22 protein-coding genes are annotated in these 26,059 nt (G+C 64.8%); 11 read left to right on the top strand and 11 right to left on the bottom strand.

The window, feature by feature from the left end:
- Positions 1 to 27 precede the first annotated feature (27 nt).
- Positions 28 to 1,383 carry an NAD(P)H-dependent oxidoreductase gene (locus ACWAT4_RS15290; protein ID WP_212425272.1) on the bottom strand — a complete coding sequence of 452 codons (1,356 nt, stop codon included), beginning with the start codon at positions 1,381 to 1,383 and terminating at the stop codon, positions 28 to 30.
- A 139-nt stretch (positions 1,384 to 1,522) separates the two neighbouring features.
- Positions 1,523 to 2,428 (bottom strand): LysR substrate-binding domain-containing protein, encoded by a 906-nt coding sequence (locus ACWAT4_RS15285; RefSeq protein ID WP_212425273.1) that lies wholly within the window; start codon positions 2,426 to 2,428, stop codon positions 1,523 to 1,525.
- A 283-nt stretch (positions 2,429 to 2,711) separates the two neighbouring features.
- Between ACWAT4_RS15285 and ACWAT4_RS15280 the strand changes: the two genes are divergently transcribed.
- Complete coding sequence (locus ACWAT4_RS15280) at positions 2,712 to 3,734, top strand: TRAP transporter substrate-binding protein (RefSeq protein WP_212444406.1); 1,023 nt, start codon at positions 2,712 to 2,714, stop codon at positions 3,732 to 3,734.
- Positions 3,731 to 5,611 carry a TRAP transporter large permease gene (locus tag ACWAT4_RS15275; protein WP_433996743.1) on the top strand — a complete coding sequence of 627 codons (1,881 nt, stop codon included), beginning with the start codon at positions 3,731 to 3,733 and terminating at the stop codon, positions 5,609 to 5,611. Before ACWAT4_RS15280 ends, ACWAT4_RS15275 begins: the two co-directional genes overlap by 4 nt.
- A gap of 43 nt (positions 5,612 to 5,654) precedes the next feature.
- Here the strand turns inward: ACWAT4_RS15275 and ACWAT4_RS15270 are convergent, their stop codons facing one another.
- On the bottom strand, positions 5,655 to 6,674 hold the full coding sequence (locus ACWAT4_RS15270) for a tripartite tricarboxylate transporter substrate binding protein BugD (RefSeq protein ID WP_249210090.1): 1,020 nt from the start codon (positions 6,672 to 6,674) through the stop codon (positions 5,655 to 5,657).
- Entirely contained in the window at positions 6,622 to 7,323 is a 702-nt protein-coding gene (purQ, locus tag ACWAT4_RS15265) for a phosphoribosylformylglycinamidine synthase subunit PurQ (RefSeq protein ID WP_212444407.1), read from the bottom strand. The genes ACWAT4_RS15270 and purQ overlap by 53 nt, the downstream gene beginning before the upstream one ends.
- Positions 7,324 to 7,491: 168 nt before the next feature.
- Between purQ and ACWAT4_RS15260 the strand changes: the two genes are divergently transcribed.
- Positions 7,492 to 8,508, top strand: a complete 1,017-nt coding sequence (locus ACWAT4_RS15260; RefSeq protein WP_212303010.1) for a magnesium and cobalt transport protein CorA — start codon at positions 7,492 to 7,494, stop codon at positions 8,506 to 8,508.
- Between the two features lie 14 nt (positions 8,509 to 8,522).
- Here ACWAT4_RS15260 and purS read toward each other — a convergent pair whose 3' ends face one another.
- Entirely contained in the window at positions 8,523 to 8,762 is a 240-nt protein-coding gene (gene purS, locus ACWAT4_RS15255; protein WP_212303009.1) for a phosphoribosylformylglycinamidine synthase subunit PurS, read from the bottom strand.
- A 13-nt stretch (positions 8,763 to 8,775) separates the two neighbouring features.
- Entirely contained in the window at positions 8,776 to 9,543 is a 768-nt protein-coding gene (gene purC / locus ACWAT4_RS15250; RefSeq protein ID WP_172782948.1) for a phosphoribosylaminoimidazolesuccinocarboxamide synthase, read from the bottom strand.
- 342 nt (positions 9,544 to 9,885) lie between these two features.
- Here purC and ACWAT4_RS15245 point away from each other — a divergent pair, with 342 nt between their 5' ends.
- Both ACWAT4_RS15245 and purB read left to right on the top strand, forming a co-directional pair.
- Positions 9,886 to 10,209, top strand: a complete 324-nt coding sequence (locus ACWAT4_RS15245; RefSeq protein ID WP_212444408.1) for a DUF1476 domain-containing protein — start codon at positions 9,886 to 9,888, stop codon at positions 10,207 to 10,209.
- Positions 10,210 to 10,283: 74 nt separating this feature from the next.
- The gene (purB, locus tag ACWAT4_RS15240; protein WP_449730858.1) at positions 10,284 to 11,723 is read left to right on the top strand and encodes an adenylosuccinate lyase; all 1,440 of its coding nucleotides are present in this window, start codon (positions 10,284 to 10,286) and stop codon (positions 11,721 to 11,723) included.
- Between the two features lie 229 nt (positions 11,724 to 11,952).
- Here the strand turns inward: purB and cynS are convergent, their stop codons facing one another.
- A complete protein-coding gene (cynS, locus tag ACWAT4_RS15235) occupies positions 11,953 to 12,441 on the bottom strand; it encodes a cyanase (protein WP_212425279.1) in 489 nt (162 codons plus the stop codon).
- Between the two features lie 76 nt (positions 12,442 to 12,517).
- On the bottom strand, positions 12,518 to 14,062 hold the full coding sequence (locus ACWAT4_RS15230) for a bifunctional AfsR/SARP family transcriptional regulator/alpha/beta hydrolase (protein ID WP_212444410.1): 1,545 nt from the start codon (positions 14,060 to 14,062) through the stop codon (positions 12,518 to 12,520).
- Between the two features lie 136 nt (positions 14,063 to 14,198).
- Between ACWAT4_RS15230 and mddA the strand changes: the two genes are divergently transcribed.
- From mddA to ACWAT4_RS15215, 3 genes are read left to right on the top strand one after another with little or no spacing between them, the layout of a single operon-like run.
- The gene (gene mddA, locus ACWAT4_RS15225) at positions 14,199 to 14,948 is read left to right on the top strand and encodes a methanethiol S-methyltransferase (protein WP_212425281.1); all 750 of its coding nucleotides are present in this window, start codon (positions 14,199 to 14,201) and stop codon (positions 14,946 to 14,948) included.
- The gene (locus ACWAT4_RS15220) at positions 14,945 to 15,922 is read left to right on the top strand and encodes an NADPH:quinone oxidoreductase family protein (RefSeq protein WP_449730857.1); all 978 of its coding nucleotides are present in this window, start codon (positions 14,945 to 14,947) and stop codon (positions 15,920 to 15,922) included. The genes mddA and ACWAT4_RS15220 overlap by 4 nt, the downstream gene beginning before the upstream one ends.
- Positions 15,923 to 15,957: 35 nt before the next feature.
- Entirely contained in the window at positions 15,958 to 16,707 is a 750-nt protein-coding gene (locus tag ACWAT4_RS15215; RefSeq protein ID WP_449730856.1) for a PaaI family thioesterase, read from the top strand.
- Positions 16,708 to 16,855: 148 nt separating this feature from the next.
- Here ACWAT4_RS15215 and ACWAT4_RS15210 read toward each other — a convergent pair whose 3' ends face one another.
- The gene (locus tag ACWAT4_RS15210) at positions 16,856 to 18,055 is read right to left on the bottom strand and encodes a TrmJ/YjtD family RNA methyltransferase (protein ID WP_449730855.1); all 1,200 of its coding nucleotides are present in this window, start codon (positions 18,053 to 18,055) and stop codon (positions 16,856 to 16,858) included.
- A 263-nt stretch (positions 18,056 to 18,318) separates the two neighbouring features.
- Here ACWAT4_RS15210 and ACWAT4_RS15205 point away from each other — a divergent pair, with 263 nt between their 5' ends.
- The 3 genes from ACWAT4_RS15205 (at position 18,319) to ACWAT4_RS15195 (ending at position 22,090) form a co-directional block, all read left to right on the top strand.
- Positions 18,319 to 20,046 (top strand): alpha/beta hydrolase family protein, encoded by a 1,728-nt coding sequence (locus tag ACWAT4_RS15205; RefSeq protein WP_449730854.1) that lies wholly within the window; start codon positions 18,319 to 18,321, stop codon positions 20,044 to 20,046.
- Between the two features lie 219 nt (positions 20,047 to 20,265).
- The gene (locus ACWAT4_RS15200) at positions 20,266 to 21,480 is read left to right on the top strand and encodes an NADP-dependent isocitrate dehydrogenase (protein ID WP_212303000.1); all 1,215 of its coding nucleotides are present in this window, start codon (positions 20,266 to 20,268) and stop codon (positions 21,478 to 21,480) included.
- A 106-nt stretch (positions 21,481 to 21,586) separates the two neighbouring features.
- Positions 21,587 to 22,090 carry a DUF3455 domain-containing protein gene (locus ACWAT4_RS15195; protein ID WP_449730853.1) on the top strand — a complete coding sequence of 168 codons (504 nt, stop codon included), beginning with the start codon at positions 21,587 to 21,589 and terminating at the stop codon, positions 22,088 to 22,090.
- Between the two features lie 4 nt (positions 22,091 to 22,094).
- On the opposite strand, the gene ACWAT4_RS15190 is transcribed toward ACWAT4_RS15195, so the two are convergent.
- The gene (locus ACWAT4_RS15190; protein WP_449730852.1) at positions 22,095 to 23,324 is read right to left on the bottom strand and encodes a cyclic nucleotide-gated ion channel; all 1,230 of its coding nucleotides are present in this window, start codon (positions 23,322 to 23,324) and stop codon (positions 22,095 to 22,097) included.
- A 5-nt stretch (positions 23,325 to 23,329) separates the two neighbouring features.
- Complete coding sequence (gene alaS, locus ACWAT4_RS15185) at positions 23,330 to 26,011, bottom strand: alanine--tRNA ligase (RefSeq protein ID WP_212444416.1); 2,682 nt, start codon at positions 26,009 to 26,011, stop codon at positions 23,330 to 23,332.
- Between the last annotated feature and the right edge of the window lie 48 nt (positions 26,012 to 26,059).

Genomic DNA, 26,059 nt, shown 5'->3' with positions numbered 1-26,059 from the left:
CCTTTTTGCGCGAGCCCATTGCGCCAATCAAGCAGCGACGTTTGGCTGCCGGAAGGCCGCTTCCATCTCGCGGCGGACCCGCACGGCGAGATTGTTCGGATCGTACTCTACATCCTCCCATTTCAGGCGCTGGCCGGGCTCGATATCGGTCTTCAGCTTGACCTGGTGGGCGAGGCCGAGCGGCAGGTAGCCCTGCTTCAGGGAAGCGTCGGCGGGGGTCTGCTTGCCCCAGACGCAGAAACCGCCCTCGCCGTCGAGCATCTCGCCGGCCTTCAGCTTCCGCTTGGCGGTCGCCACGACATCCGAATTGAACACGATCGGCGCGCCGGTCGGCTCCTTGCGCAGCGCTGCAGAAGCAACGGAGATCCCGAGCTCGAGCCCGATCATATGGATCGGCCGGTACAGCGAGGCATATTTGCCGGTCTTGTCCGGCAGCATGCTGTATTCGCGGAAGCATTCCTCCGAATAGGCGCTGTCGGTCTCAAACACGACATAGGTCCCCATCACGAGGCTCTGCGGGACGTCGCTGCCGTCACGATAGACCGACGAAGTGACCTCGGTGACGCCTGACTTCTCCAGCATGCCACCGTCGGATTTCGGCTTGCAGATTTCGGCGTGCTCGAACCGCGTCGCCGGTGGGAAGGACAGGCCTTCGCTCTGCGCATGCAGCCCGGTCGCATTGCACACAGCCGTCATCTCGATGCCCGACTTGGTGCCGTCGACGAACGAGTTGAACATCTTCGGGTTGATCGAGTTGCGATCCTTGATCTTCATGTATTTGTCGAGGATGTCCCAGACCGTATCCGGCGTCGACTGGTGATAGGTCGGGTGGTAGCGCGTGCCCTTGCCGGCGGCGACGACCTTGAATCCGGCGGCGCGCGCCCAGTCGACATGGTCGGCGATCAGCGCCGGCTGGTCGCCCCAGGCCAGCGAATAGACGACGCCCGCCTGCCGTGCCTTGCGCGCCAGGATCGGGCCTGCGACCGCATCCGCCTCGACATTGACCATCACGATGTGCTTGCCGTTCTCGATCGCCTTCATCGCGAAGCGGATGCCGGCGCCGGGATCGCCTGTCGCCTCGATGATCACCTCGATGGCGGGATGGGTGATCAGCGCGTCGGCATTGTCGGTGACGATTGTGCGGCCATGCTTGAGCGCGTCGTCGATGGAGGTTGCCGCATATTGTTCCTCGGGCCAGCAGCCGAGCTTGAGCTGCGAACGGGCGCGGGCGGTGTTCAAGTCGGCGACGCCGACGAGATGCATGCCGTCGGTCTGGCGCACCTGCGACAGGAACATCAGGCCGAATTTTCCGGCGCCGATCAGGCCAATGGTGACAGGCCTGCCGGCCGCCTTGCGCTCCAGCAGCATGCGATGGAGATTCATCTGGATTTCCTTAAACGTTCCTCGGGTGACGGCGATCGTTGCAGCCGTGAGGTGCGGCCGTGCTCGCCTTGCACGGAAACGTTAGGCAGCACCGAATCCGAGGGCAATTCAGATTATCTGCCCTGACGATGTAGAGGCGCTAAACAATCCGCGCGTTTTGGCGTTCACTCCACGCGTCGCGTTCACGACGCAGCCAATCGAGGAAGGTGCGGGTCTTGCGGTGACGGAGATGACCGTGCGGACAGACGATCCACTGCGTGGTCAGCGTGACCTCCGGCGGATTCTTGACGGGGCAAACCAAGCGGCCGTCACGCAATTCACGCCAGGCCAGCAGCTCGCTTTCGAGGCCAATGCCGAGGCCGTCGACGGCGGCATCGATCGCCATGTGGCTACGGTCGAATAGCACGCGCTTCCAGCGTTCCGCGGGCTCGATGCCGGCCTCGGTGAACCAGCGCGGCCATTGCATCTGCGATTTCACCGAATGGATCAGCCGGTGCTTGAGCAGATCCTGGGCTTTGAGGCTGCCCGCCGCAAACGACGAAGGCGCACACAACGGAAAGAACCGCTCCTTGCCGAGACTTTCCACAAACAGGCCGGGCCAGCCGCCTTCGCCGTGGCGGATTTCCAGGTCGACATTCTCTTTGCGAAAGTCGGTGGGTTCATTGGTGCCGTCAAGCCGCAATTCAATGTCGGGATTGGCCTCGACGAAGCTCGCGAGCCGCGGCAGCAGCCATTTGCTCGACACGCTCGGCGCGGCACGCACCGTCAGCGTGGTGGCCGAGCGGATGCCGCGGACGTGCTGCGTCACATCGGTGACGTGCTCGATCTCGCGGCTGATCATCTCGAAATAGCGCTCGCCGGCTTCCGTCAGCGTGATGTTGCGCCCGACCCGCGAGGTCAGCGCCGTGCCGAGATGCAGCTCCAGCGCCTGGATCTGCTGGCTGACGGCCGACGGCGTCACCCGCAATTCGTCCGCCGCACGGGAAATGCTGCCTGCGCGCGCCACCGCGTGGAAGACGATGATGGCGCGGAACGGTATCTGCATCAGGAAACCTTTTAGGCCAGCTAAAGTGACGACGAATATAATTCAATTGTCGTGCATGACCAGCGATCTAGGCTTCAACCTCAAGGCAACCCGCGACAGACGGGCGCCAAAGAGGAAACAGGACGGCGCAGGAAGCCCGTCCGCCCGGGGGAAGGAACGCAAGGCTTAAGCCCTTTCACCAGCTCCAGCGATTTTGACGACACCGGCGCAGCAAGGCCTGCGCGCGGCAACGAACACGTGCGCCGACAAGGCGCCGCAGCAGATCATCAAGGGAGAATCAACGATGTCGGGCAAAAACCACAGGATTTCACGCCGCAACTTCATGGTAGCCGCTGCCGCCGTTCCGCTGGTTGCGATCCGCACCAGGCCGGCGCGGGCCGCAGAGTTCGAATACAAGCTTGCCACCGGCCAGTCGCTGACGCAGCCGATCAACACCCGGCTCGATCAGGCGGTGAAACGGATCAAGGAAGCAAGTAGCGGCCGGCTGGAGCTCAAGTTCTTTCCCGCATCGCAGCTCGGCTCGGACACCGATCTGTTGACCCAGATCCGCAGCGGCGGCGTCGATTTCCTCAACATCGCCGGCTCCGTGCTGTCGACCGTGGCGCCGGTCGCCGGCATCGCCAATGTCGGCTTCGCATTCTCCGACTACGGCCAGGTCTGGACTGCGATGGACGGCGACCTCGGCAAGCTGATCGCAACCCAGATCGAGAAGACCGGCGCGCTGGTGATGGCAAAACCTGCCGACAACACGTTCCGGCAGATTTCGTCGTTCACCAAGCCGATCAAGACGCCGGCCGATCTCACCGGCTACCGCATCCGGGTGCCGGTGTCGCCGATCTTCACCTCGCTGTTCAAGTCGCTCGGCGCGAACCCGACCTCGATCAACTTCAACGAATTATACACGGCACTGCAGACCCATCTCGTCGATGGCCAGGAGAACGGTCTTGTCACCATCGAGGCCGGCAAGATCTACGAGGTGCAGAAATACATCTCCGAGACCAACCACATCTGGGATCCCTTCTTCATCCTCGGCAACCGCCGCTCGGTGAAGGCGCTGCCCGACGAATTGCAGGCGATCCTCCGCCGCGAATTCGACCAGGCCGCGATGGAGCAGCGCGCCGATACCGCAAAGCTCAATCTGACGCTGAAGGATCAGCTGATCGCCAAGGGCGTCACCTTCGAAGCCTCCGACAAGGAGGCCTTCCGCAAGGAGCTGTCGGCCGCCGGCTTCTACAAGGAGTGGCGCGGCAAGTTCGGCGAAGACAATTGGAAGACGCTGGAGGCCGCGGCCGGAGCGCTGGCATGAGCGTCGTGGTCGGCATGCCTGATGCGGTGACGCTCGGCGGCGCGCAGCCCTTGCGCGGTCGCTGGCTGGAGCAGTCGCTACGATGGCTGGTGGAGGTCCCGGCTGCGATCGCCGTCGTCGCAGAAGTCATCATCCTGTTCGTCGGCATTGTCGCGCGCGGTGTGTTCCACCGACCGATCATCTGGTCGGACGAACTGGCCTCCATCCTGTTCCTGTGGCTGGCGATGCTCGGCAGCGCGATCGCCGTGCAGCGCTCGGCGCATATGCGCCTGACCTTCTTCACGTCGTATCTGTCGCCACGTGTCGAGGCCTGGACGTCGACGCTCGCCGCAGGCGCCGTCGCGCTGTTCCTCGCGATCATCCTGCATCCGGCGCTGGACTATGTGGAGGACCAGGCCTTCGTGGAGACCCCGGCGCTCGGCTGGTCCGGCATGATCCGCGCGGCCGCGATTCCCGTCGGCTGTGTCATCGCCCTCGCCAGCATCTGCCTCGCCCTCGTCAAGCGGTCGGCGAAGGACCTGCTTGCCGTGGCTGTGCTGTTTGCAGCGATTGCCGGCGCGCTCTATCTCGCGGGCCCCTCGTTGAAGCCGCTCGGCAACTGGAACCTGTTGATCTTCTTCGTCGGCCTACTCGGCTGCGCCGTGATGGCGGGCGTGCCGATCGCGTTTTCCTTTTGTCTGGCGACCGTCGCCTTCCTGCTCACCACCACGCGGACGCCGTTGCTGGTCGTGGTCGGGCGGATCGACGAGGGCATGAGCTCGCTCATTTTGCTCGCGGTGCCGCTGTTCGTGCTGCTCGGACAACTCGTCGAGCAGACCGGCATGGCGCGCGTCATGGTCGCGTTCCTGGCCTCGGTTCTCGGCCATGTCCGCGGCGGGCTGTCCTATGTGATGCTCGGCGCCATGCTGCTGGTCTCGGGCATCTCCGGCTCCAAGACCGCCGACATGGCGGCGATTGCCCCGGTGCTGTTTCCCGAAATGCGCAAGCGCGGCATGAAGGATGGCGAGCTGGTCTCGCTGCTGGCGGCCTCAGGTGCGATGAGCGAAACCATTCCGCCGTCGATCGTGCTGATCGCGATCGCCTCCGTCACCGGCGTCTCGATCGCGGCACTGTTCACCGCGGGCATCCTGCCGGGCATCGTGCTGGCGATCGTTCTTGCCTTCGTTGCCCGTTATCGGGCGGGCGCCGAGGAGAATGCCGCGGTCAAGGTCGCGCGGGCGTCCATGGCGGTCGTGGCGAGGACGCTGTGGGTGGCCTTGCCGGCGCTGGCGCTGCCGTTCCTGATCCGCAGCGCGGTGGTCGAGGGCTATGCCACCGCGACCGAGGTCTCGACCATCGGCATCGCCTACTGCCTCGTGCTCGGCCTGATCGTCTATCGCGGCAGCCTGGCCTGGAAGAACGTGCTGCCGATGCTGGTGCAGACAGCCTCGTTATCCGGCTCGATCCTGTTCATCGTGGGGGCTGCGAGCGCGATGGCCTGGGCGCTGGCGCAATCCGGCTTCTCACATGATCTGGCGGCGCGCATGGCCGGTGTGCCTGGCGGGGCTTACGGCTTCCTGCTGATCTCGGTCGTCGCCTTCATCGTGCTCGGCAGCGTGCTGGAGGGCATCCCCGCCATCGTGCTGTTTGGCCCGCTGCTGTTCCCGGTGGCTGCGCAATTCGGGATCAACGAGGTGCACTATGCGATGGTGGTGATCCTTGCCATGGGCCTCGGCCTGTTCGCACCGCCGTTCGGCCTCTGCTATTACGCCGCCTGCATCATCGGCAATGTGCCGCCGGACGCCGGCATGCGCCGGATCTGGATCTATCTCGCCTGGCTGTTCCTGGGCCTGCTGCTGATCACATTCGTGCCCTGGATATCGCTGGTGTTTCTGTGAGGGTCGTGGCTTCGCAGCCAAATTCAACCTGAGCCATTCTCGCCTATTGCTTGGCGTCGTCCGCCAGCATCTTCCGATACTTCTCCACGTCGCGCGTCACGAGCTTCTGCAGGACCTCGGGCGTGTGCTCGTCGGGATCTGGCGCAACGGTCGAAAGGTCGGCAAAGCGCTTCTTCACCGCGTCGGTTTCCACCGCCGTACGCGCAGCCGCATTCAGCTTGGCGATGATGGCCGGCGGCGTGCCCTTGGGCGCGAACAGGCCGTTCCAGCCCTGCGCTTCGAATTCAGGCAGGCCCGCTTCAGCAGACGTCGGCAGCTCAGGCAGCGTGGCAAGCCGCACGGTCGAGCCGACCACGAGCCCCCTCACCAGCTTCTCGTTGATCGATTGCGAGACCGAGGCGGCGGCATCGCAGACGCCGTCGATCTGGCTGCCGATCGCATCCGTCAGCGCGGGCGACGCGCCACGGTAACCGACCAGCGTCGCGTCGATCCCGGCTGCCGTCACGAAGCTCTTGCAGATGAGGTAGTTCGACGAGCCGACGCCGGCATGGCCGAGATTGATCTTGCCCGGATTGGCCTTGGCGTAGGCGATGAATTCCTTCAAATCCTTCGCCGGAAAATCCTTGCGCAGCGCGATGATGCCGAACGTCTTCGCCACCATGCCGATCGGCGCGAAGGAGTCCGGCGTGAACGGCAGCTTTGGATAGATCGTGTAGGTCGCGGCATTGGTGCCGGCATTTCCGATCACGATGGTGTAGCCGTCGGGCTCGGCTCGAGAGGCGCGCGCCAGCGCAGTCGAGCCGCCGGCGCCCGCAACGTTCTCGATCACGATGGACTGGCCGAGCGCGACGCCCATCTGCTCGGCCACCGTACGTGCGATCACGTCCGACGTGCCGCCGGCCGCGAACGGCACGATCATGGTGATCGGACGCTTGGGAAAATCCTGCGCGAACGCCGCGGTCGCGAACGAGAGCGCCGCAAACGCGACAAGTGCACGCTTCAGCACGAGCTCACGCGGCCTTTTCCAGATGCGCGGTGAGGCCTGCGAACAGGCCGCGGCCATCGGTGCAGCCCATGATGTCTTCGACGTGGTTTTCGGGATGCGGCATCATGCCGAGCACGTTGCCCTTGTCGTTGACGATGCCGGCGATGGAATGCGCCGCGCCGTTGATGTTATGGCTTTCGTCGACCACGCCCTCGGCCGAGCAATAGCGATAGAGCACGCGCCCCTCGCCTTCGAGCCGCTTGATGGTCTCTTCATCCGCCTCGTAATTGCCCTCGCCATGCGCGACCGGCACGCGGATTACCTGGCCGGCATTGTAGCCGCGGGTGAACGGCGTGTCGGAGCGCTCGACGCGCAGATGCACGTCCTTGCAGATGAATTTCAGCCGCGCATTGCGCATCAAGACGCCCGGCAGCAGGCCGGATTCGCAGAGGATCTGGAAACCGTTGCAGACGCCGAGCACGAGACCGCCCTTGGCTGCGTAATCGCGCACCGCATCCATCACCGGCGCCCGCGCCGCAATCGCGCCACAACGGAGATAATCGCCATAGGAGAAACCGCCCGGCACGATCACGAGGTCGGTGCCCGCGGGCAGCGACGGTTCCGCGTGCCAGACCATTGCAGGCTCGTGGCCCGAGATCAGCTTCAACGCCCGCGCCATGTCGCGCTCGCGGTTGATTCCGGGAAAGACGAGGATGGCGGCTTTCATGTTTCGGGTTCCGACGGTGGCTGGAATCGGGTTGGCCCCACGGGCCAATTCGCCAGGAGACATAGCCATTTGACGAGGATTTTACCAGTGCTAGCCTTGTCGGGCGGCCTTGTACACAGGCCATGGAAACGGCACGCCTGCCCAACGATTTTGCCCGGGATTGCTGCCATGAATGTCCCGTCGCGGCCCATATCTCCGTCCGAACCAGTGCCCACCGAGGGCGTCGTCGCTGCCGGCGCCTATGTCGACGGCCGGCGCGTCGCCAATATCGCCATCAGCGAGGCCTCGAGCTGGCGCGCCAAACCGGGCCATGTGGTCTGGATCGGGCTGCACGAGCCCGACACGGCCTTGCTCGGCGCAGTACAGAAGCAGTTCGACCTGCACGATCTCGCCATCGAGGACGCCGACCACGCACATCAGCGGCCGAAGATCGAGCAATATGGCGAAGCCCTGTTCATCGTGGCGCGGACGGCGCAATTGATCGAAGGCCGGATCGCCTTCGGCGAAACCCACATCTTCGTCGGCGAAGGCTATCTCGTGACCGTCCGTCACGGTGCCTCGACCTCCTACACCGCCGTGCGCGAGCGCTGCGAAAGTTGTCCGCGGGCGCTCGCGCGAGGCGAGGACTACATCCTCTATGCGATCCTCGATTTCATCGTCGACAATTACTCCCCGGTGCTCGAGAGCATTCACGAGGAAATCGAAGAGATCGAAGATTACGTGCTGTCGAACGTGATCACCAAGGCCCAGATCGAGCGGCTCTACATGCTACGCCGCGACCTGTTGCGGCTGCGCAACGCGATCGGGCCGCTGGTGGAGGTCTGCCGCCGGCTCGAGCATGACGAGCTGTCGATGGTGCGGCCGACCATGCAGCCGCTATTCCGCGACGTCACCGATCACGTCCGCAACATCCAGGAGCGCATCGATTCCATGCGTGAGGTGCTGGCCTTCGCGTTCGAGGCGAGCCTGCTGGTCGGCCAGGCGCAGGAGACCGCGGTCTCGAAGAAGCTCGCCTCATGGCTTGCGATCCTCGCCGTCCCCACCGCGCTTGCCGGCATCTACGGCATGAACTTCAAGAACATGCCGGAGCTGCAATGGGAGTACGGCTATTACACCCTGCTCGGGGTGATGGCGATCTCGTGCGCCGCACTCTATTGGCGCTTCCGCCGCGCCGGATGGCTGTGACGCGCCGGGCGAGATCAGACGATCTCGACCCGATAGTTCTCGATCACGGTATTCGCCAGCAGCTTGTCCGCGGCATCCTTCAGCGCGGCCTCGGCCTTGGTCCTGTCGGCGCCGGCGAGCTCGATGTCGAACACCTTGCCCTGGCGGACGCTGGCGACGCCGTCGATGCCGAGCGACTTCAGCGCGCCTTCGATGGCCTTTCCTTGCGGATCGAGGATGCCCGTCTTCAGGGTAACGGTAACACGTGCCTTCACGTCAAAATCCTCTTCAGCTCTTCACCAGCACGGGACCCGTGCCCTGCGGGCGCTCGTTCTCCATGAGGATGCCGAGACGCTTGGCGACTTCGGTATAGGCCTCGAGCAGGCCGCCGAGATCCCTGCGGAAACGGTCCTTGTCGAGCTTCTCGTTCGACTTGATGTCCCAGAGGCGGCAGCTATCCGGCGAGATCTCGTCGGCGACGATGATCCGCATCATCTCGTTCTCGAACAGCCGGCCGCACTCCATCTTGAAGTCGACGAGGCGGATGCCGATGCCGAGGAAGAGGCCGGTGAGGAAGTCGTTGACGCGGATGGCAAGCGCCATGATGTCGTCGATCTCCTGGGGCGTCGCCCAGCCGAACGCGGTGATGTGCTCTTCCGACACCATGGGGTCGTTGAGCTGGTCGTTCTTGTAATAGAATTCGATGATCGAACGGGGCAGCTGGGTGCCCTCCTCGATGCCGAGGCGCTGCGACAGCGAGCCGGCGGCAACGTTCCGCACCACCACCTCGAGCGGCACGATCTCGACCTCGCGAATCAACTGCTCGCGCATGTTGAGGCGGCGGATGAAATGGGTCGGCACCCCGATGTCGTTGAGGTGCTGAAACAGGTACTCCGAGATCCGGTTGTTGAGGACACCCTTGCCCTCGATCACCTGATGCTTCTTCGCATTGAACGCGGTGGCGTCATCCTTGAAGTGCTGGATCAGGGTACCGGGCTCCGGACCTTCGTAAAGAACCTTTGCCTTGCCTTCATAAATGCGACGCCGACGGCTCATTGGGATGTACCGTGTTTTGTTGAAATCCATGTATTTGGTGTGCTCCGGTTACTAGGATTACGACCCACAGCGGAGCTGCCGTGAACGGCTGGGAACCGATCTGAGCCCAGGGGAATCCCAAGGAAATCCCACGGAAACAGAACGGGAACCAAGCCTTTAGGCAACCTATCCGATTGGCTGTCCCAGCACAATCGATCCGGCCCATCCGACGCTGACTTATACCATCTTGCCTGCGGCTTTACGGCTCGTTGTTTCGCCGATTGTGCCCTCTATGTAGGCATGCACGGGGGCGCTCGCAACGAGGGCCGCCGCTCCAGCTACCCCAAGGGAATCGGAAGACGCATGAGCGAAATCAACAAGCGCGAAGAAGGCTTTGAGAAGAAGTTCGCCCTCGACGAGGAGCAGAAATTCAAGGCGGAAGCCCGCCGCAACCGGCTGCTGGGGCTGTGGGCCGCCGAAAAGCTTGGAATATCAGGCGAAGCCGCCACCGCCTATGCCAAGGAGGTCGTCGCGGCCGATTTCGAGGAAGCCGGCGACGGGGACGTCCTGCGCAAGATCATGGCCGATTTCGCCGCCAAGAATGTCGCCGTCACCGAGCAGGCGATTCGCGCCAAGATGAGCGAGCTGATCGCGGTCGCGGCCGCCGAGGTAAAGGCCGGGAATTAGGCTTAACGGCGAGCGGCGGCCCCTTCCCCGCCGCCCGTCCTCCCGGGCTTGCGGCCGGCTGCTGGCAATGCCAAATGGGCGGCATGTCACAGGATCACATTTCCAACGTCCTCGCCCAACGCTATGCGTCCCCTGCCATGCGCGCCATCTGGAGTGGCGAAGGCAAGGTCCGCCTCGAACGCGACTATTGGATCGCCGTGCTGAAAGGCCAGCGCGATCTCGGCATTCCCGTCCCCGACGGCGTGATCGAGGCTTACGAGCGGGTGAAGGACCAGGTCGACCTGGACTCCATCATGCGGCGCGAGCGCATCACCCGCCACGACGTGAAGGCTAGAATCGAGGAGTTCTGCGATCTGGCCGGTCATGAGCACCTGCACAAGGGCATGACCAGCCGCGACCTCACCGAGAACGTGGAGCAGCTGCAGGTCTACCGCGGATTGCAGCTCATCGAGACCAAGAGCATCGCCGCGCTCATTCGCTTTGCGAAGCACGCAAAGCAGTTGCGCGACGTCCCGTTCACGGCGCGCACCCACAACGTGGCCGCGCAGGTCACGACGCTCGGCAAGCGCATCGCCATGTTCGGCGAGGAGATGCTGGTGTCGCATCAAGGCCTGGTTGGCGTGCTCGACACCTATCCCGCGCGCGGCCTGAAGGGCGCGGTCGGCACAAGGCTCGACCAGATCACCCTGTTCAACGGCGATGCCGGCAAGGCCCGCGCGCTCGAGCAGCAAATCCTCAAGCATCTCGGCCTGCCGAAAAGCTTTGATGCGGTCGGCCAGGTCTATCCGCGCAGCCTCGACTTCCGCGCCGTCAGCGTGCTGACTGAGCTTGCCAGCGGTCCCGGCAATTTCGCCAAGACGTTGCGCCTGATGGCGGGTCACGAGCTTGCCAGCGAAGGCTTTGCCAAGGGCCAGGTCGGCTCGTCCGCGATGCCGCACAAGATGAACAGCCGCTCCTGCGAGCGCATCAACGGCCTGCATGTCGTGCTGAAGGGCTATCTCGCGATGGCCGCCGGCCTTGCCGGCGATCAGTGGAACGAAGGCGACGTCTCCTGCTCCGTGGTCCGCCGCGTGATGCTGCCGGATGCGTTCCTTGCCATGGACGGTCTGCTCGAGACCCTGCTCTCGGTGCTCGACCAGATGGAGATATTCGACGCCGTCGTTGCGACCGAGCTGAACCGTTATCTGCCCTTCCTGCTCACCACCACGGTGATGATGGAAGCGGTGAAGAAGGGGGCCGGCCGCGAAGGCGCGCATGAGGCGATCAAGGAGCACGCGGTCGCGGCCATTCGCGACCTGCGCACTGGCAAGATCGTCCAGAACGACCTGCTGCAGCGTCTTGCCGCCGACCAGCGCCTCGGCCTCAGTGAAGCCGAGCTGCAGCGCGTGCTCGATCACGGCCGTGCCAATTCCGGCGATGCCGGTGCTCAGGTCGATTACTTCGCCGAGCAGGTCGACGCGCTGGCGAAGGCGAAGCCCGAAGCGGCCAGGTACACGCCGGGCGCGATTCTTTGATCGAATACGGTGGTCTGCGGGTTTGCTCCGCCTCTCCCGCTTGCGGGAGAGGCCGACGCGCCCCGGGCGATGCGAAGCATCGTCGCGCGCGGCGGGTGAGGGTTCTTTCCTCTGGGGGATTGTCCCGTCGCGGAGACACCCTCTCCCCACCCCTCTCCCGCAAGCGGGAGAGGGAGCCCACTTTCAGTGCCGCAGCATCGTGCACATCATATGCGACAACCCTGCCCCCTCACTCTTCCTTAAATCCATACTCCGGCACGTTGCCACTGGCGCCGTAATATTTATACGGCAGGAATTTGCCTGACATCGTGATCTTGACACGGTCGCCCTTGGGATTGGCGACGCGCTCGATGCCCATGTCGAAATCGATCGCCGACATGATGCCGTCGCCGAACTCTTCCTCGATCAGCGCCTTCCAGGCCGGCCCGTTCACCATCACCATCTCGTAGAAGCGGTAGATCAGCGGATCGGTCGGCGGCATCGGCGTGCCGGTGCCGCGCATCGGCACCTCGTTGAGCATGGCAGTCTCGGACTTCGACAAGCCGAACATTTCAGCCGCGTTCGCCGCCTGCGGCTTCGTCAATTTCATCTGGCCCATGATCGCGCCGACGATCAGCACCTCGGAATAGCCGCCGATCTTCTCGCAGATGAATTTCCAGCTCCAGCCCTTCTCGCGCTTGATGTCGAGCAGCTTCTCGGTGAGGTCTTCGCGTTTCATGTCGGGGTCTCCCTTGGTCCGGCACCGTGTCGGTCCTGCCGCTTTCGGAGGCACGAAACGTGCCAATAAATGAGGCTTATCGCTTCAGAGTCTGCGTAAATCGCCTGATCGCGTCCAGCACCGGCTGCTGATCGCCGGCAAAGAACCAGTGGTCATGGCCATCGAGCTCGACGAACTGCGCGCCCCTGATCCGGCTCGCGACGTCGCGGCCGGCCGCGATCCGCACGGCCTTGTCGTCGCGCCGGTGCAGCACCAGCGTCGGCACCGTGATTTGCGGCAACAGGTCTCGCACATCGGCATCGCGAAACGCTTCCAGCACGGCCGAGATGCCGCCGGGACTCGAGGCCGCGCGCAACAGTCCCGCCCACCAGGCGCGTGCCTGCGGATCATTCGCAAGGCTCGGCGCGAAGGCTTCGATCCCGACCGGGCCGCCCCATTGCGCAATGAGATGCTTGCTCCAGGCGTCATACTGGCTGGCGCGCAACGCGTGCGGATAGTCCTCCGCCCAGCAGCCTTTGGCCAATGCCCCGAACAGAATGAGCCCGGCGACGCGACTGGGATCATCGACCGCAAACTTGACGCAGGCCGGACCGCATTCGGAGGCGCCGAACAGCACGACGCGGCGCGAACCCGCCGCCCGCAGCACCGTGCCGATATCCCCTGCGGTGACATCGATGTTCGGCGCCGAGCCGACGCGGTCGGACAGCCCGATGCCGCGGCGATCGAAAACGACGAGACGTCCGAGCTTCATCAGTGACGCCAGAAACGTCCGGCTCGCAGGATGCTCCCAGGCACGCTCGACATGCGAGACGAAGCCCGGCATCACCAGGATATCGAGCGGCCCGCTGCCATAGGTCTGATACGCCAGATGCACGCCCGAGCCCTTGACGTAGCGCGTCGTCGGGACAGCCTGTGGCGCGGCAGCGGGGCTCATCAGCGCTTCGGTCTCGGCTTCCGGCGCGACACCGAGCTCGTCGCGCAGCCGCTGCGCCAGGGCCGCGTGATGCCGCTCCGCCGCGCTGCGGTCGCCCGATAGCAGCAGGCTGCGGATCAGATGCCGGCCATAGACTTCACTGAGCGGATCGAGCGCGACCAGACGCCCCGCATGCGCGGTGGCGGCAAAATGATCGCCGGCGGCATTCTTGTCCTGCACCAACCGCTCCAGCGCCTGCACCAGCCGTCCCCGCAGCGCCTCGCGGCGAAAGAACGCCCAATCGTCGAATTCGGGAGAGTCCTCCGGCGAGAAGCCCGCGAGGAAGTCGCCGCGATAGATCTGGCAGGCCTCTTCGAACGCGCCGCGGTCGCAGGCACTTTCGAACAGATGCGAGTCGATCGTCAGCTCGACCGCCGGCGACCAGCGCACGCTGGTGCGATCGGTTGCGAAGACCGGCTCGCCCAGCGCGAGTTCGACGCGATGAAGCAGACGCCGCAAGCGCGCAAGTCCGGTCTCGCGATCGACCTCGGGCCATAACTGCGTGGCGATCACGTCCCGCGCGACGGCGCTTTTGGCCTCTGCGAGATAGACCAGCAGCGCAAGCCCCTTGCGCAAGGCCAGCTTGATCGGGCGGCCGTCGGCATGGACCTCGGGGAACCCGAACGTCCCCAGCGAGAAAGCCGTCATGAAATCCTTCCTCCACCCGGGGGACGCACAGGGGACGGTCGAGCGGTAGCCATCGGGCCTGATCGAGCCTCTTCGCCTGCACGCGATTCAGACTCCTGCATGCGGCACCGCTGTCACAGGCACAATTGGACAAACCATGATCTCACGCCTCCTGATCCTGCTCTACGCCCTCGTGAGCTACGCCCTGTTCACGATCTCATTTCTCTACTCGATCGGTTTCGTCGGCAATCATGTCGTGCCCAAATCAATCGACAAGTCGATCGACGTGGGCCCTCCCGCGAATTTGAGCGAAGCCGTGATCGTCAACCTGCTGCTGATGGGCCTGTTCGCCATCCAGCACAGCGTAATGGCGCGCACAGCGTTCAAACGATGGTCGGCCAAGTTTCTTGCCCCGGCCTGCCAGCGCAGCACCTATGTGCTGCTCTCCAGCCTGGTCCTCCTCCTGCTGTTCTGGCAGTGGCGTCCGATCCTGATGCCGATCTGGCAGACGAGCGGCCTTCTGGCCTGGTTGCTGATCGGCGTGCATTGGCTCGGCTGGCTGATCGCGTTCGCCTCGACCCACATGATCGATCATTTCGACCTGTTCGGCCTGCGCCAGGCTTTCGTCGCGTGGCGCGGAGCGGAGATATCAGGTCAATCGTTCCGAACACCGCTTCTCTACAAGATCGTGCGGCATCCGCTCATGCTCGGCCTGCTGCTCGCGTTCTGGGCGACGCCTGAGATGACCGCTGGCCACCTGCTGTTCGCGCTCGCGAACACCGCCTACGTCCTGGTTGCACTGCGGTTCGAGGAACGCGACCTGATCGCTGAGTTCGGTGCGACCTACCAGGACTACCGCCGGCGCGTTCCGATGCTGGTTCCGCGTGTTTTCGGAGCGCGCCGATGAAAGCCGTCCTGTGCAGTTCATTCACTGGTCCTGCTGACCTGCGTCTCGGTGAGATCGCCGAGCCCAAGCCTGCCAGCGACGAAATCCTCATTGATGTCCATGCGGCGTCGGTGAGCTTCATGGACCAGTTGCTGGTCTCGGGCCTTTATCAAATGCGGCCACCCCTGCCCTTCGTGCCCGGCACGGAAGCTTCCGGTGTCGTCGTCGCGGTTGGCGACGAGGCCACGACCTTCGCGCCCGGCGATCGCGTGGCATGCAGCAGCTGGACCGGCGGCTACGCCGAACGGATGATCGCCAAGGGATCGAAGAGCGTTCGCCTGCCGGATGACGTCGCGTTCGAGGCCGCTGCGACGGTGCTGCACAATTACGGCACCGCCTATTATGCACTCGTCGAGCGGGCCCGGGCGCAGCGCGGCGAAACCGTTTTCATCACGGGCGCCGCCGGCGGCGTCGGGCTCGCCGCCGTCGATCTCGGCCGCCATCTGGGCCTGCGCGTCGTCGCGGGTGTCGGGTCCGACGACAAGGCCGCGCTGGTGCGCAGCTATGGCGCCAGCGAGGTCATCAATTATCGCAGCGAGGATCTGCGCAACCGCATCAAGTCGATCACGTCAGGCCGAGGCATCGATATCGGCTTCGACAACATCGGCGGCACGATCCTCGAGCAGATGGCCCGGCTAATGAACTGGAGCGGCCGACTGATGCCGATCGGGTTCACCAGCGGCGCTATTCCCTCGATCCCGATGAACCTGCCGCTTCTCAAGAACTATGCCATCATCGGCGTCTTCCTCGGCGCCTGGGCGGAGAAATTTTCCGTCGAGGCCGCGCACATGAACGACACGCTGATGCAATTGCTGGCCGACGGACACATCCGCCCGCGCATCGATCGCGTCCTCCCTTTGGAGGAGGCCGGTGAAGCGATGCGCGCCGTGGTCAATCGATCTGTTCAGGGAAGAATTGTCCTGAAGATCCGATAGAGTGCGCGTGAACTTGCAAGACAGGAAGGCAAGCTTTGACCGAGGTCATCATCGACAAGCGTTATTGCGGTCCGCCGAACTCCGGCAACGGCGGCTATGTCTGCGGGCGGCTGGCCCGGCACATTCCGGGCGCCGCCGAAGTGACGCTGCGCGCGCCGCCGCCGCTCGATACACCACTCGATGCGATCGCGGCTAACGACGGCACATGGGAGCTTCGCGATGGAGTCAAGATCGTCGCCACCGGGCGAGGCGTGGATGTCGAGCTTGCGCGACTGGAAACAGCGAGTTTCGACGAGGCCCGGGCCGCCGAATTGCTGACGCCCATCAAGCCTCACGAGCATCCCCTGCCAACGTGCTTCGTCTGCGGCCCGGCAAGGGCTGAGGGAGACGGCCTGCGGATCTTCGCCGGACCGCTCGGTCGTCATGCACAGACTCCCGTTCTCGCAGCAAGCTGGATTCCGGACTCAAATCTCGCAGCGGAGGACGGCCTCGTCGCGCCCGAATTCCTCTGGTCGGCGCTCGACTGCCCCACCGGCTTCGCCTGCAATTGCGATCCGCAGAGCAGTGCCGTCGACCGCACGCCGCTGCTGCTGGGACGAATGTCCGCGCGGATCGAGGCGCGACCGCGCGTCGGCACGCGCTGCATCATCACGGCTTGGCCCACCGGCCGCGACGGCCGTAAGCGCACCGCCGAGGCCGCGCTGCGTGATGAAGCCGGAAAATTGCTGGCGGTGGCGAAGTCGACGTGGATTGCAGTCGAGCGCGACGTGCAGCTCGGACGATAGGCGAAGGTCTTGTAGAGTGGGCAAAGCGACTTGTCCGCCGTAGCTCGAAGAGCGAAGGCGGAAGCGTGCCCACCATCTCTCTCCGAGACAAAGAGTGGTGGGCACGGCGCTGCGCGCCTTTGCCCACTCTACGAGGCCTCAGCCGAACCTACCCACTCTGCTCCACCATCCCCTGCAACCGCACCAGCTCGGTCTCCAGGTCGCGCTCCACATCCGCGGCGCGAATGTCGATCACCCGATAGTCCCGCGCCTCCAGCCACGTCCGCCGCGAGGCGCGGTCGGCAGCAATCGTTTCGCCTTCGCCGGGGTTCACCAACTCGATCGCGATCCGGTGCGGAAACGAGACGAAGTCCGGGATGTGGCGGCCGACCGGGGTCTGGCGCTTGAAGCCACCGGCAAACCGGCGATCACGCGTCAGCGCTTGCCAGAGCAGGCGCTCGGCATCGGTCGGGTTGCGGCGAAGCAGGCGCGCCAGCCCGCGCACCGTCGAGCCGCTGTCGGGCACGCCGCCACCCTGCCCGTGCTCGGCCAGCAGCGCGCGCAGGCGCGTGGCTTGCTCGCCATCCAGCACGCCGCCCTTGGCCGGGCCCTTGCGCCCTTCCGCGATCGCCATCACCACCCCGTGGAGGGTGTGCATGTCCTGCTTGGTCGGCTCCATCCGGCTGAAGATGTTGCGCAGGTTGACCAGCATGGTGTCGCGCTTTTCGGCGGGCCGCAAAAATTCGACCCGGTCGAGCTCCCGCACGAGGTTGTCGAAGAACGCCTGCATCTGGTGCTGCGAGGCGCGCTCGGAGCGCTCCGGCATGCCGTGTGGCAGCTCGCCTGATGTCGCCCGCTTGAACCATTCATAGCCGATCAGCAGCACGGCCTGGGCGAGGTTGAGCGAGGCAAAGCCCGGATTGACCGGGAAGGTGATGATGCGGTTGGAGAGCCCGACCTCCCCATTGGTCAGGCCCCAGCGCTCACGGCCGAACAGGATGCCGGCCTTGCCGCCTGTGGCAACGTGACCCGAGATCTCGGCCGCGGCCGCCTCCGGCCCGACCACGGGCTTGGCCTGATCGTGCGGACGCGCCGTGGTGGCGAACAGCAGGTCGAGGTCGGCGACCGCCTGCTCCACCGTGTCGAACAGCTCAACCTTTTCCAGAATGTGATCGGCACCGGCAGCCGCCCGTTGTGCCGCGATGTTGGGCCAGCCGTCGCGGGGATTGACGATGCGCAAGCGGCTCAGGGCAAAGTTGCCCATGGCACGCGCGGCCATGCCGATGTTCTCCCCGAGCTGCGGCTCGACCAGGATTACGATCGGACCGTCGAGGGCGTGCCCAATCTTGGTCTTGTCGGTGCCGGACATCTCATTCCACTTTCTGCTTCAGCTTTCGTCTCGCCCCGCTTCCGAAGCCTTCATCCAAGCCACCGGCCCGCCTTCCGTGCGGCGCAATTTCTCAGCGGACATAACAGGGTTAGCGGCGTTTGCGAAACCGCAATCGCACCTCAATTGGGGACGATTTCACCGCTCGGCTTGCGTGCGCTTTGCTTTCGGATATGGCTATCAACCACAACCAAAGCGAAGCCGAAAGGCCTGAGCTGAAGCAACGATTGAGTGGGGGGATGGACATGCTGGCGCGATGGAAATTGGCGCTTTTGGGGCTGGTCTTGATCGTGGTGGGCGGCCTCATCGCTCATCTGACGCAGACATCAGGCGGCATCCGGATCCAGGATGTCAGGTTCAAGGGCGCCAAGGGCAACATCATGAGCGCCCTGCTCTACATCCCCGCTAATGCCACCGCGCAGACCCCGGCACCGGGCATCCTCGCCGTCCACGGCTACATCAATTCGCGCGAGACCCAGGACGGCTTCGCCATCGAATTTGCCCGCCGCGGCTACGTCGTGCTGGCGCTGGACCAGACCGGCCATGGCTATAGCGACCCGCCCGCCTTCGCCAACGGCTTTGGCGGCCCCGACGGCCTCGCCTATCTCCGGAGCCTCGACATCGTCGACAAGGCCAATATCGGCCTCGAAGGTCACTCGATGGGCGGCTGGACGGTGCTGGCGGCAGCCACCGCCATGCCTGACGGCTACAAGTCGATGGTGCTGGAGGGATCCTCGACCGGCAAGCCATTCGCAGCCGACGGCACCCCGAGCTGGCCGCGCAACACGGCTTTGGTGTTTGCCCAGTACGAGGAATTCTCCACGCTGATGTGGGGCGTCGACCTTGCCCGCGACGTCACCAAGAGCTCCAAGCTGTGGGCGATGTTCGGCACGCAGGGGCCGGTCGAGCCGGGCAAGGTCTATGGCGACCCGGCGGCCGGCACCGCGCGGGTGCTCTACACTCCCGCCATCACCCACCCGGCCGAGCACATCTCGCATGAGGCGATCGGATACAGTCTCGACTGGTTCGCCAAGACCCTGCAAGGCGGCACCAAGCTGCCGGCCGACGACCAGATCTGGTTCCGCAAGGAGCTCGGCACGCTGATCGCGTTTGCCGGTTTCGTCGCCCTGTTGATCGGCACGTTCGACGGCCTGCTGGAGGCGCAGATGTTCTCCCGTCTGCGCCTGCCCGCCGTGCCTGACGGCACCATGCCGCCGCATCGGTCCGCGGCCGGCCGGCGCTGGACCACGGCCTTTATCCTGTCCGCCTTCATCCCGGCCCTGACCTATTACCCGGCCTTTGCGCTCGGCGGCACCTTCGTCACGCCGACGGCTTTCCTGCCCCAAGGCATCACCAACCAGATCCTGGTCTGGGCCGTCATCAACGGCCTGATCACGCTGGCGCTGATGGGCTTCGCCCCGAAGCGCAAAGGCCGGACCGGCCTATTCGGCCAGTCCCTCGTGATCGCAGTGGCCTCGGTCGCGGTTGGCTATGCCGCGCTGTGGCTCGCCGACCTCGTCTTCAAGATCGACTTCCGTTTCTGGATCGTCGCGTTGAAGCTGATGAACCCAAAGCAGGCTCTCATCTTCCTGATCTACCTGATTCCATTCACGGCGTTTTTCGTCGTGGCGCTGCACGTCCTGCACCGGAATTTCTCGACCATGGCGGCGCCGCGGCTCGCGCTCTACTTGACCAGCATCCTGGCGCTCACGTTGGGCTTTGTCGTGCTGCTGGTCCTGCAATACGGCACGCTCTGGCTGACCGGAAAGCTGTTCAACCCACTTCCTGACCCCGGCTTCGTGCCGCTTTCGACCATCGTCGCCATCCAGTTTGTACCGCTGCTCGCGATCGTCGCCGTCATCGCGACCTTCACATGGCGCAGGACCGGATCGAGCCTGCCGGGCGCCCTGATCTCCGGCCTGTTCGTGACCTGGTACATCGTGGCGGGCACGGCAACTCAGGCCGCGTTTTAGAAGCGTTCTCGGACGGCACCGGTCCGCACGAGGGACAGGTGCCCAAACAAGATGCGACAGCCGTCATTCCGACCTCTTCGGAATGGCGGTTCTCGGCGGAAAGATGGGCTTAAAGTGCATAACCGCTCCGCTTTCGCCCGCCCCCGGGCGGTGCTATAGCGCGGGTTAATTTCCACCGCCGCCGTCAAAAGCGCCGTTCCCAAGAGGGCATCCCCGATCATGGCAAAAATCAAGGTATCCAATCCCGTCGTCGAGCTCGATGGCGACGAGATGACCCGGATCATCTGGCAGTACATCAAGGACAAGCTGATCAACCCCTTCCTGGATGTCGAGCTGCAATATTTCGACCTGGGCATGGAGTACCGCGACCACACCAACGATCAGGTGACCATCGACGCCGCCGAGGCGATCAAGAAGGTCGGCGTCGGCGTCAAGTGCGCCACCATCACCCCGGACGAGGCCCGGGTGAAGGAGTTCAACCTCAAGCAGATGTGGAAGTCGCCGAACGGCACCATCCGCAACATTCTCGGCGGCTGTATCTTCCGCGAGCCGATCATCTGCAAGAACGTGCCGCGCCTGGTTCCCGGCTGGACCAAGCCGATCATCATCGGCCGCCACGCCTATGGCGACCAGTACCGCGCCACCGACATCAAGTTTCCGGGCAAGGGTACCCTCTCGCTGAAGTTCGTCGGCGAGGACGGCACCGTGATCGAGAAGGAAGTGTTCAAGGCTCCAGGCGCCGGCGTCGCCATGGAGATGTACAATCTCGACGACTCCATCATCGACTTCGCCCGCGCCTCGTTCAACTACGGCCTGCTGCGCGGCTATCCGGTCTATCTCTCGACCAAGAACACGATTCTGAAGGTCTATGACGGCCGCTTCAAGGACATCTTCCAGGAGATCTTCGACAAGGAGTTCAAGAAGGAGTTCGACGCCAAGGGCCTGACCTACGAGCACCGCCTGATCGACGACATGGTCGCCTCGGCGCTGAAGTGGTCCGGCGGCTACGTCTGGGCCTGTAAGAACTATGACGGCGACGTGCAGTCCGACACCGTCGCACAGGGCTACGGCTCGCTCGGCCTGATGACCTCGGTGCTGCTCACCCCCGACGGCAAGACCGTGGAAGCCGAAGCCGCCCACGGCACGGTGACCCGCCACTACCGCGAGCACCAGAAGGGCAAGGAGACCTCGACCAACTCGATCGCGTCGATCTTCGCCTGGACCCGTGGCCTGTCGCACCGCGCCAAGCTCGACAACAATGCCGAGCTCGCCAAGTTCGCGACCACGCTGGAGAAGGTCTGCGTCGATACGGTCGAAGAAGGCTACATGACCAAGGACCTCGCGCTGCTGGTCGGCGCCGACCAGCGCTGGCTGTCGACCACCGGCTTCCTCGACAAGGTCGCTGACAACCTCGTGAAGGCGATGGCGGCCTAAGCTGCCATCCGCATTTCCGCCCGACTGGGCCAGACATCATCACGGGCCGCGTCTTTGAGCGCGGCCCGTTCTTTTTTATGAGAGCCCTTCGCGGAGAGATGCGACCATGTCGACCAAGCTTGCCGTCCCCTGTCTGATGTTGCTCGCGGCCATGATCGGGCCGGCCGCTGCCGCGGAGACGCTTCCCGAGTCCATTGCCGCGCCCGGCGAGAGCGTCGTGCTCAGCGTCCACGCCGAGGGGGCGCAGGTCTATGAGTGCAAGGCTGGCACCGACGGCAAGCTCGCCTGGGCCTTCCGCGAGCCGATCGCGACGCTGCTGTCCGAGGGCAAGACCATCGGCCGTCACTATGCGGGGCCGAACTGGGAGCACGCCGACGGCAGCGCCGTCGCCGCCAAGGCAGCCGGCAACGCGCCGGGCGCCACCGCGGCCGACATCCCGTGGCTCAAGCTCGAAGTCACCGCCCACCGCGGCAGCGGCCTGCTGACGCCGGTCACCACCGTCCAGCGCATCAATACCCATGGCGGCAAGCTCGACGGCGCGTGCGACAAGGCCGGCGAGTTCAAGAGCGCGCCCTACTCGGCCGAATATGTCTTCCTGAAGAAGGGCTGACCGGTCAGCGGTCGTCGCCCTCGCGCTCCCCTTGCGCGAGCTCTGCGGGGGCCAGATCGCCGCCGGTCTCCTCCAGCCGCGCCTTGGCCGTCCTGTGGACATGCGCTGCGAGCGTCGGCATGCGCGCGATCAGGGCATGAAAATCCTGGGCATCGAGCACGAGCAGCCGCGTCTTGCGCGTCGCGGTCACGGTGCCGCTCCGCTTCGTTTTATGCAGCAGCGCGATCTCGCCGAAGAAGGTGCCGTCGGCGAGCCGCACATGCTGGCTCGGCAGCGCGATCTCGACCTCGCCGGCGGTGATGAAATACATCGACGATGCCGCATCGCCCCGCCGCACCAGGATCTCGCCCTGCTCGACGGTGCGGGCACGCAGGAGCCGCATGATGTCGGCGATCTCCGCGGCCGACAGATGCGAGAACAGCGGCACGCGCGCCAGCATGCCCCAGGTCACGACGAAGTCGCGCCGCTTCACCTCTTCGGCAAAGGCGGTCGAGATGATCGCGACCGGCAGCGCGATCATGGCGAAGCCGCTGATGATGGTGAAGACGGAGATGATCTTTCCGAGCGCCGTCACCGGCACGACGTCGCCATAGCCGACGGTGCCGAGCGTCACGATCGCCCACCACATCGCCTGTGGGATGGTGCCGAGCTTGTCCGGCTGCACGTCGCGCTCGATTGCGTAGAGCAGCGAGGCGAACGTCAGGACCGCGCCGGCCAGGATGACGAGGCAGCCGATCAACGCGCGCCGCTCGGCATGCACGGCGGCGAGCAGCGAGCGCATCGCCGGCGAGTATCGTATCAGCTTGAAGAATGGCAGCACACCGAGTGCGGCCAGCGTCGCGTGCCGGCCGGCGGTCAGCACGACCGCAGCGGGCAGAAATGCCATGAAGTCGATGATGCCGAGCGCCGAAAAAGCGTAGCCGAGCCGGTCGGCGAGCGCCGAGGCCTTGCGCGGCGTGTGGCCCGCCACCGTCCAGAGACGCGCGGCATATTCCAGCGCGAACACGATCACGCAGAGGATGGTGATGCCCGAGAACAGCACGCCGAATTGCGCATCCAGCTCCGGCACCGAGGCGAGCACCATCGCGACCACATTGAGCACGATGACGCCGATGATGATCTGGATGAAGCGCGACCCGATCGAGTAGGCGAGCGGATCGTGCTCCAGCAATTCATAGAGGCGATCCCTCAAATTGGGATCACGAAGCCCACGTCCTCGCGGAACGAGGCGCACGGCGCTTACGCAGCCCCCATCGCTTTTTCAATCGCCGTCAGCGCCTCGGACGCCTTGGCGCCGTCAGGGCCGCCGGCCTGCGCCATGTCGGGCCGGCCGCCGCCGCCCTTGCCGCCGAGTGCCTCGGAGGCGACGCGCACCAGGTTCACGGCATTGAAGCGCGCGGTGAGATCGGCGGTGACGCCGACCACGACGCCGGCCTTGCCGTCCTCGGTGACGCCGACGATGGCGACCACACCGGAGCCGATCTGCTTCTTGCCGTCGTCGGCGAGGCTCTTGAGATCCTTCATCTCGATGCCCTCGACCGCACGCGCCATCAGCTTGACGCCGCCGGCCTCGCGCACGCCGCTCGCTGCGCCATTGCCGCCGGCGGCCGCGCCGCCACCCATCGCGAGCTTCTTGCGGGCATCGGAGAGCTCGCGCTCGAGCTTCTTGCGCTCCTCCATCAGCGCGGTAATGCGCGCCGGGACGTCGTCGAGGGACGTGCGCAACTCGCTTGCCGCGGTCTTGGCCAGCGCCATGGTCTCGTTGGCGTGCCGGCGCGCGTAGTTGCCGGTCAGCGCCTCGATACGGCGCACGCCGGAGGCGACCGCGCTCTCGCCGGTCAGCGTGATCAGGCCGATATCGCCGGTGCGCCGCACATGCGTGCCGCCGCAAAGCTCGACCGACCAGCCGAGCGCGTTGGCGCCGCGCTCGCGCGCGGTCTTGCCCATCGAGACGACGCGGACCTCGTCGCCATATTTCTCGCCGAACAGCGCGCGCGCGCCCGCCTCGCGCGCCTCGTCGACGCCCATCACGCGGGTGGTGACCTCGTCGTTCTCCAGCACCACGTCGTTGGCGATGTCCTCGACGCGGGCGAGCTCTTCCGCCGTGATCGGCTTCGGATGCACGAAGTCGAAGCGCAGACGATCCGGCGCCACCATCGAGCCGCGCTGGGCGATGTGGTCGCCGAGCACCTGGCGCAGCGCCTCGTGGATGAGATGCGTCGCCGAATGATGCGCGCGGATCGAGGAGCGCCGTGAATGATCGACCTCGAGCTGCAGCGCGGTGCCGACCTTCAGCTCGCCGCTCTCGACCGTGCCGACATGCACGAAGAAATCGCCGAGCTTCTTCTGCGTATCGGTGACGCGGAACTTGATACCGCCCTCGCCGATCAAAACGCCGGTGTCGCCGACCTGGCCGCCGGACTCCGCATAGAACGGCGTCTGGTTCAGCAGAAGCGCGCCGGTGTCGCCGGCCTTGAGGTGAGCCACTTCCTGCCCGTCCTTGACCAGCGCGGATACCACGCCCTCGGCGCTCTCGGTCTCGTAGCCCAGGAATTCGGTGGCCCCGAGCTTCTCGCGCAGCGGGAACCAGATCGCCTCGGAGGCCGCTTCGCCCGACCCTTTCCAGGACTCGCGCGCCTTGGCCTTCTGCCGCTCCATCGCGTCGGTGAACGCAGCCTGGTCGACGCCGATGCCGCGCGATTTCAGCGCGTCCTGCGTCAGATCGAGCGGGAAGCCGTAGGTGTCGTACAGCGTGAAGGCGACGTCGCCGTCGAACATGTCGCCCTTCTTCAAGGACGCCGACTTCTCGTCGAGAATGGCCAAGCCGCGCGACAGCGTCTTGCGGAAGCGGGTCTCTTCCAGCCGCAGCGTTTCCTCGATCAGGTTTTCCGCGCGCATCAAATCGGGATAGGCCTGGCCCATCTCGCGGACCAGCGCCCAGACCAGCCGGTGCATCAGCGGCTCCTTGGCACCGAGGAGCTGCGCATGACGCATCGCGCGGCGCATGATCCGGCGCAGCACGTAGCCGCGGCCCTCGTTCGAGGGCAGCACGCCGTCCGCGACCAGGAAGGCCGAGGAACGCAGATGGTCGGCGATGACGCGAAACGAGGCGACGGTCTGCTCGTTCGGCCCGCTGCCGAGCGCGGACGACGTCGCGTCGATCAGGTGGCGGAACAGGTCGGTCTCGAACACGCTGTCGACGCCCTGCATGATGCAGGCCATGCGCTCGAGGCCCATGCCGGTGTCGATCGAGGGACGCGGCAGATCCACGCGCTCCTCCTTCGTCACCTGCTCGTACTGCATGAACACGAGATTCCAGAATTCGAGGAAGCGGTCGCCGTCCTCTTCCGGCGAGCCCGGAGGACCGCCCCAGATGTGATCGCCGCGATCGATGAAGATCTCCGAGCACGGGCCGCACGGGCCGGTGTCGCCCATCGCCCAGAAATTGTCCGAGGTCGGGATGCGGATGATGCGGTCGTCGGAGAAGCCGGCGATCTTCTTCCAGAGCCCGTGCGCCTCGTCGTCGGTGTGGTAGACGGTGACGAGCAGCTTGTCCTTGTTGAGCCCAAAGTCCTTCGTGATCAGCTTCCAGGCCAGCTCGATCGCGCGCTCCTTGAAATAGTCGCCGAACGAGAAATTGCCGAGCATCTCGAAGAAGGTGAGATGGCGCGCGGTGTAGCCGACATTGTCGAGGTCGTTGTGCTTGCCGCCGGCGCGCACGCATTTCTGCGACGTGGTGGCGCGCTGATAGGGCCGCTTCTCGACGCCGGTAAAGACGTTCTTGAACTGCACCATGCCGGCATTGGTGAACATCAACGTCGGATCGTTGCGCGGCACCAATGGCGAGGACGACACGATCTCGTGGCCGTTCTCGGCAAAGAAGTTCAGAAAGGTCGACCTGATCTCGTTGACGCCGCTCATGTTCATCCAATCGGGTGTGCTTGGACCCGCTTTCCTGCCATCCAAACC

It is taken from the genome of Bradyrhizobium sp. T-1 (genome assembly GCF_053592855.1).
This window is presented reverse-complemented; position numbering and strand designations above follow the sequence as displayed.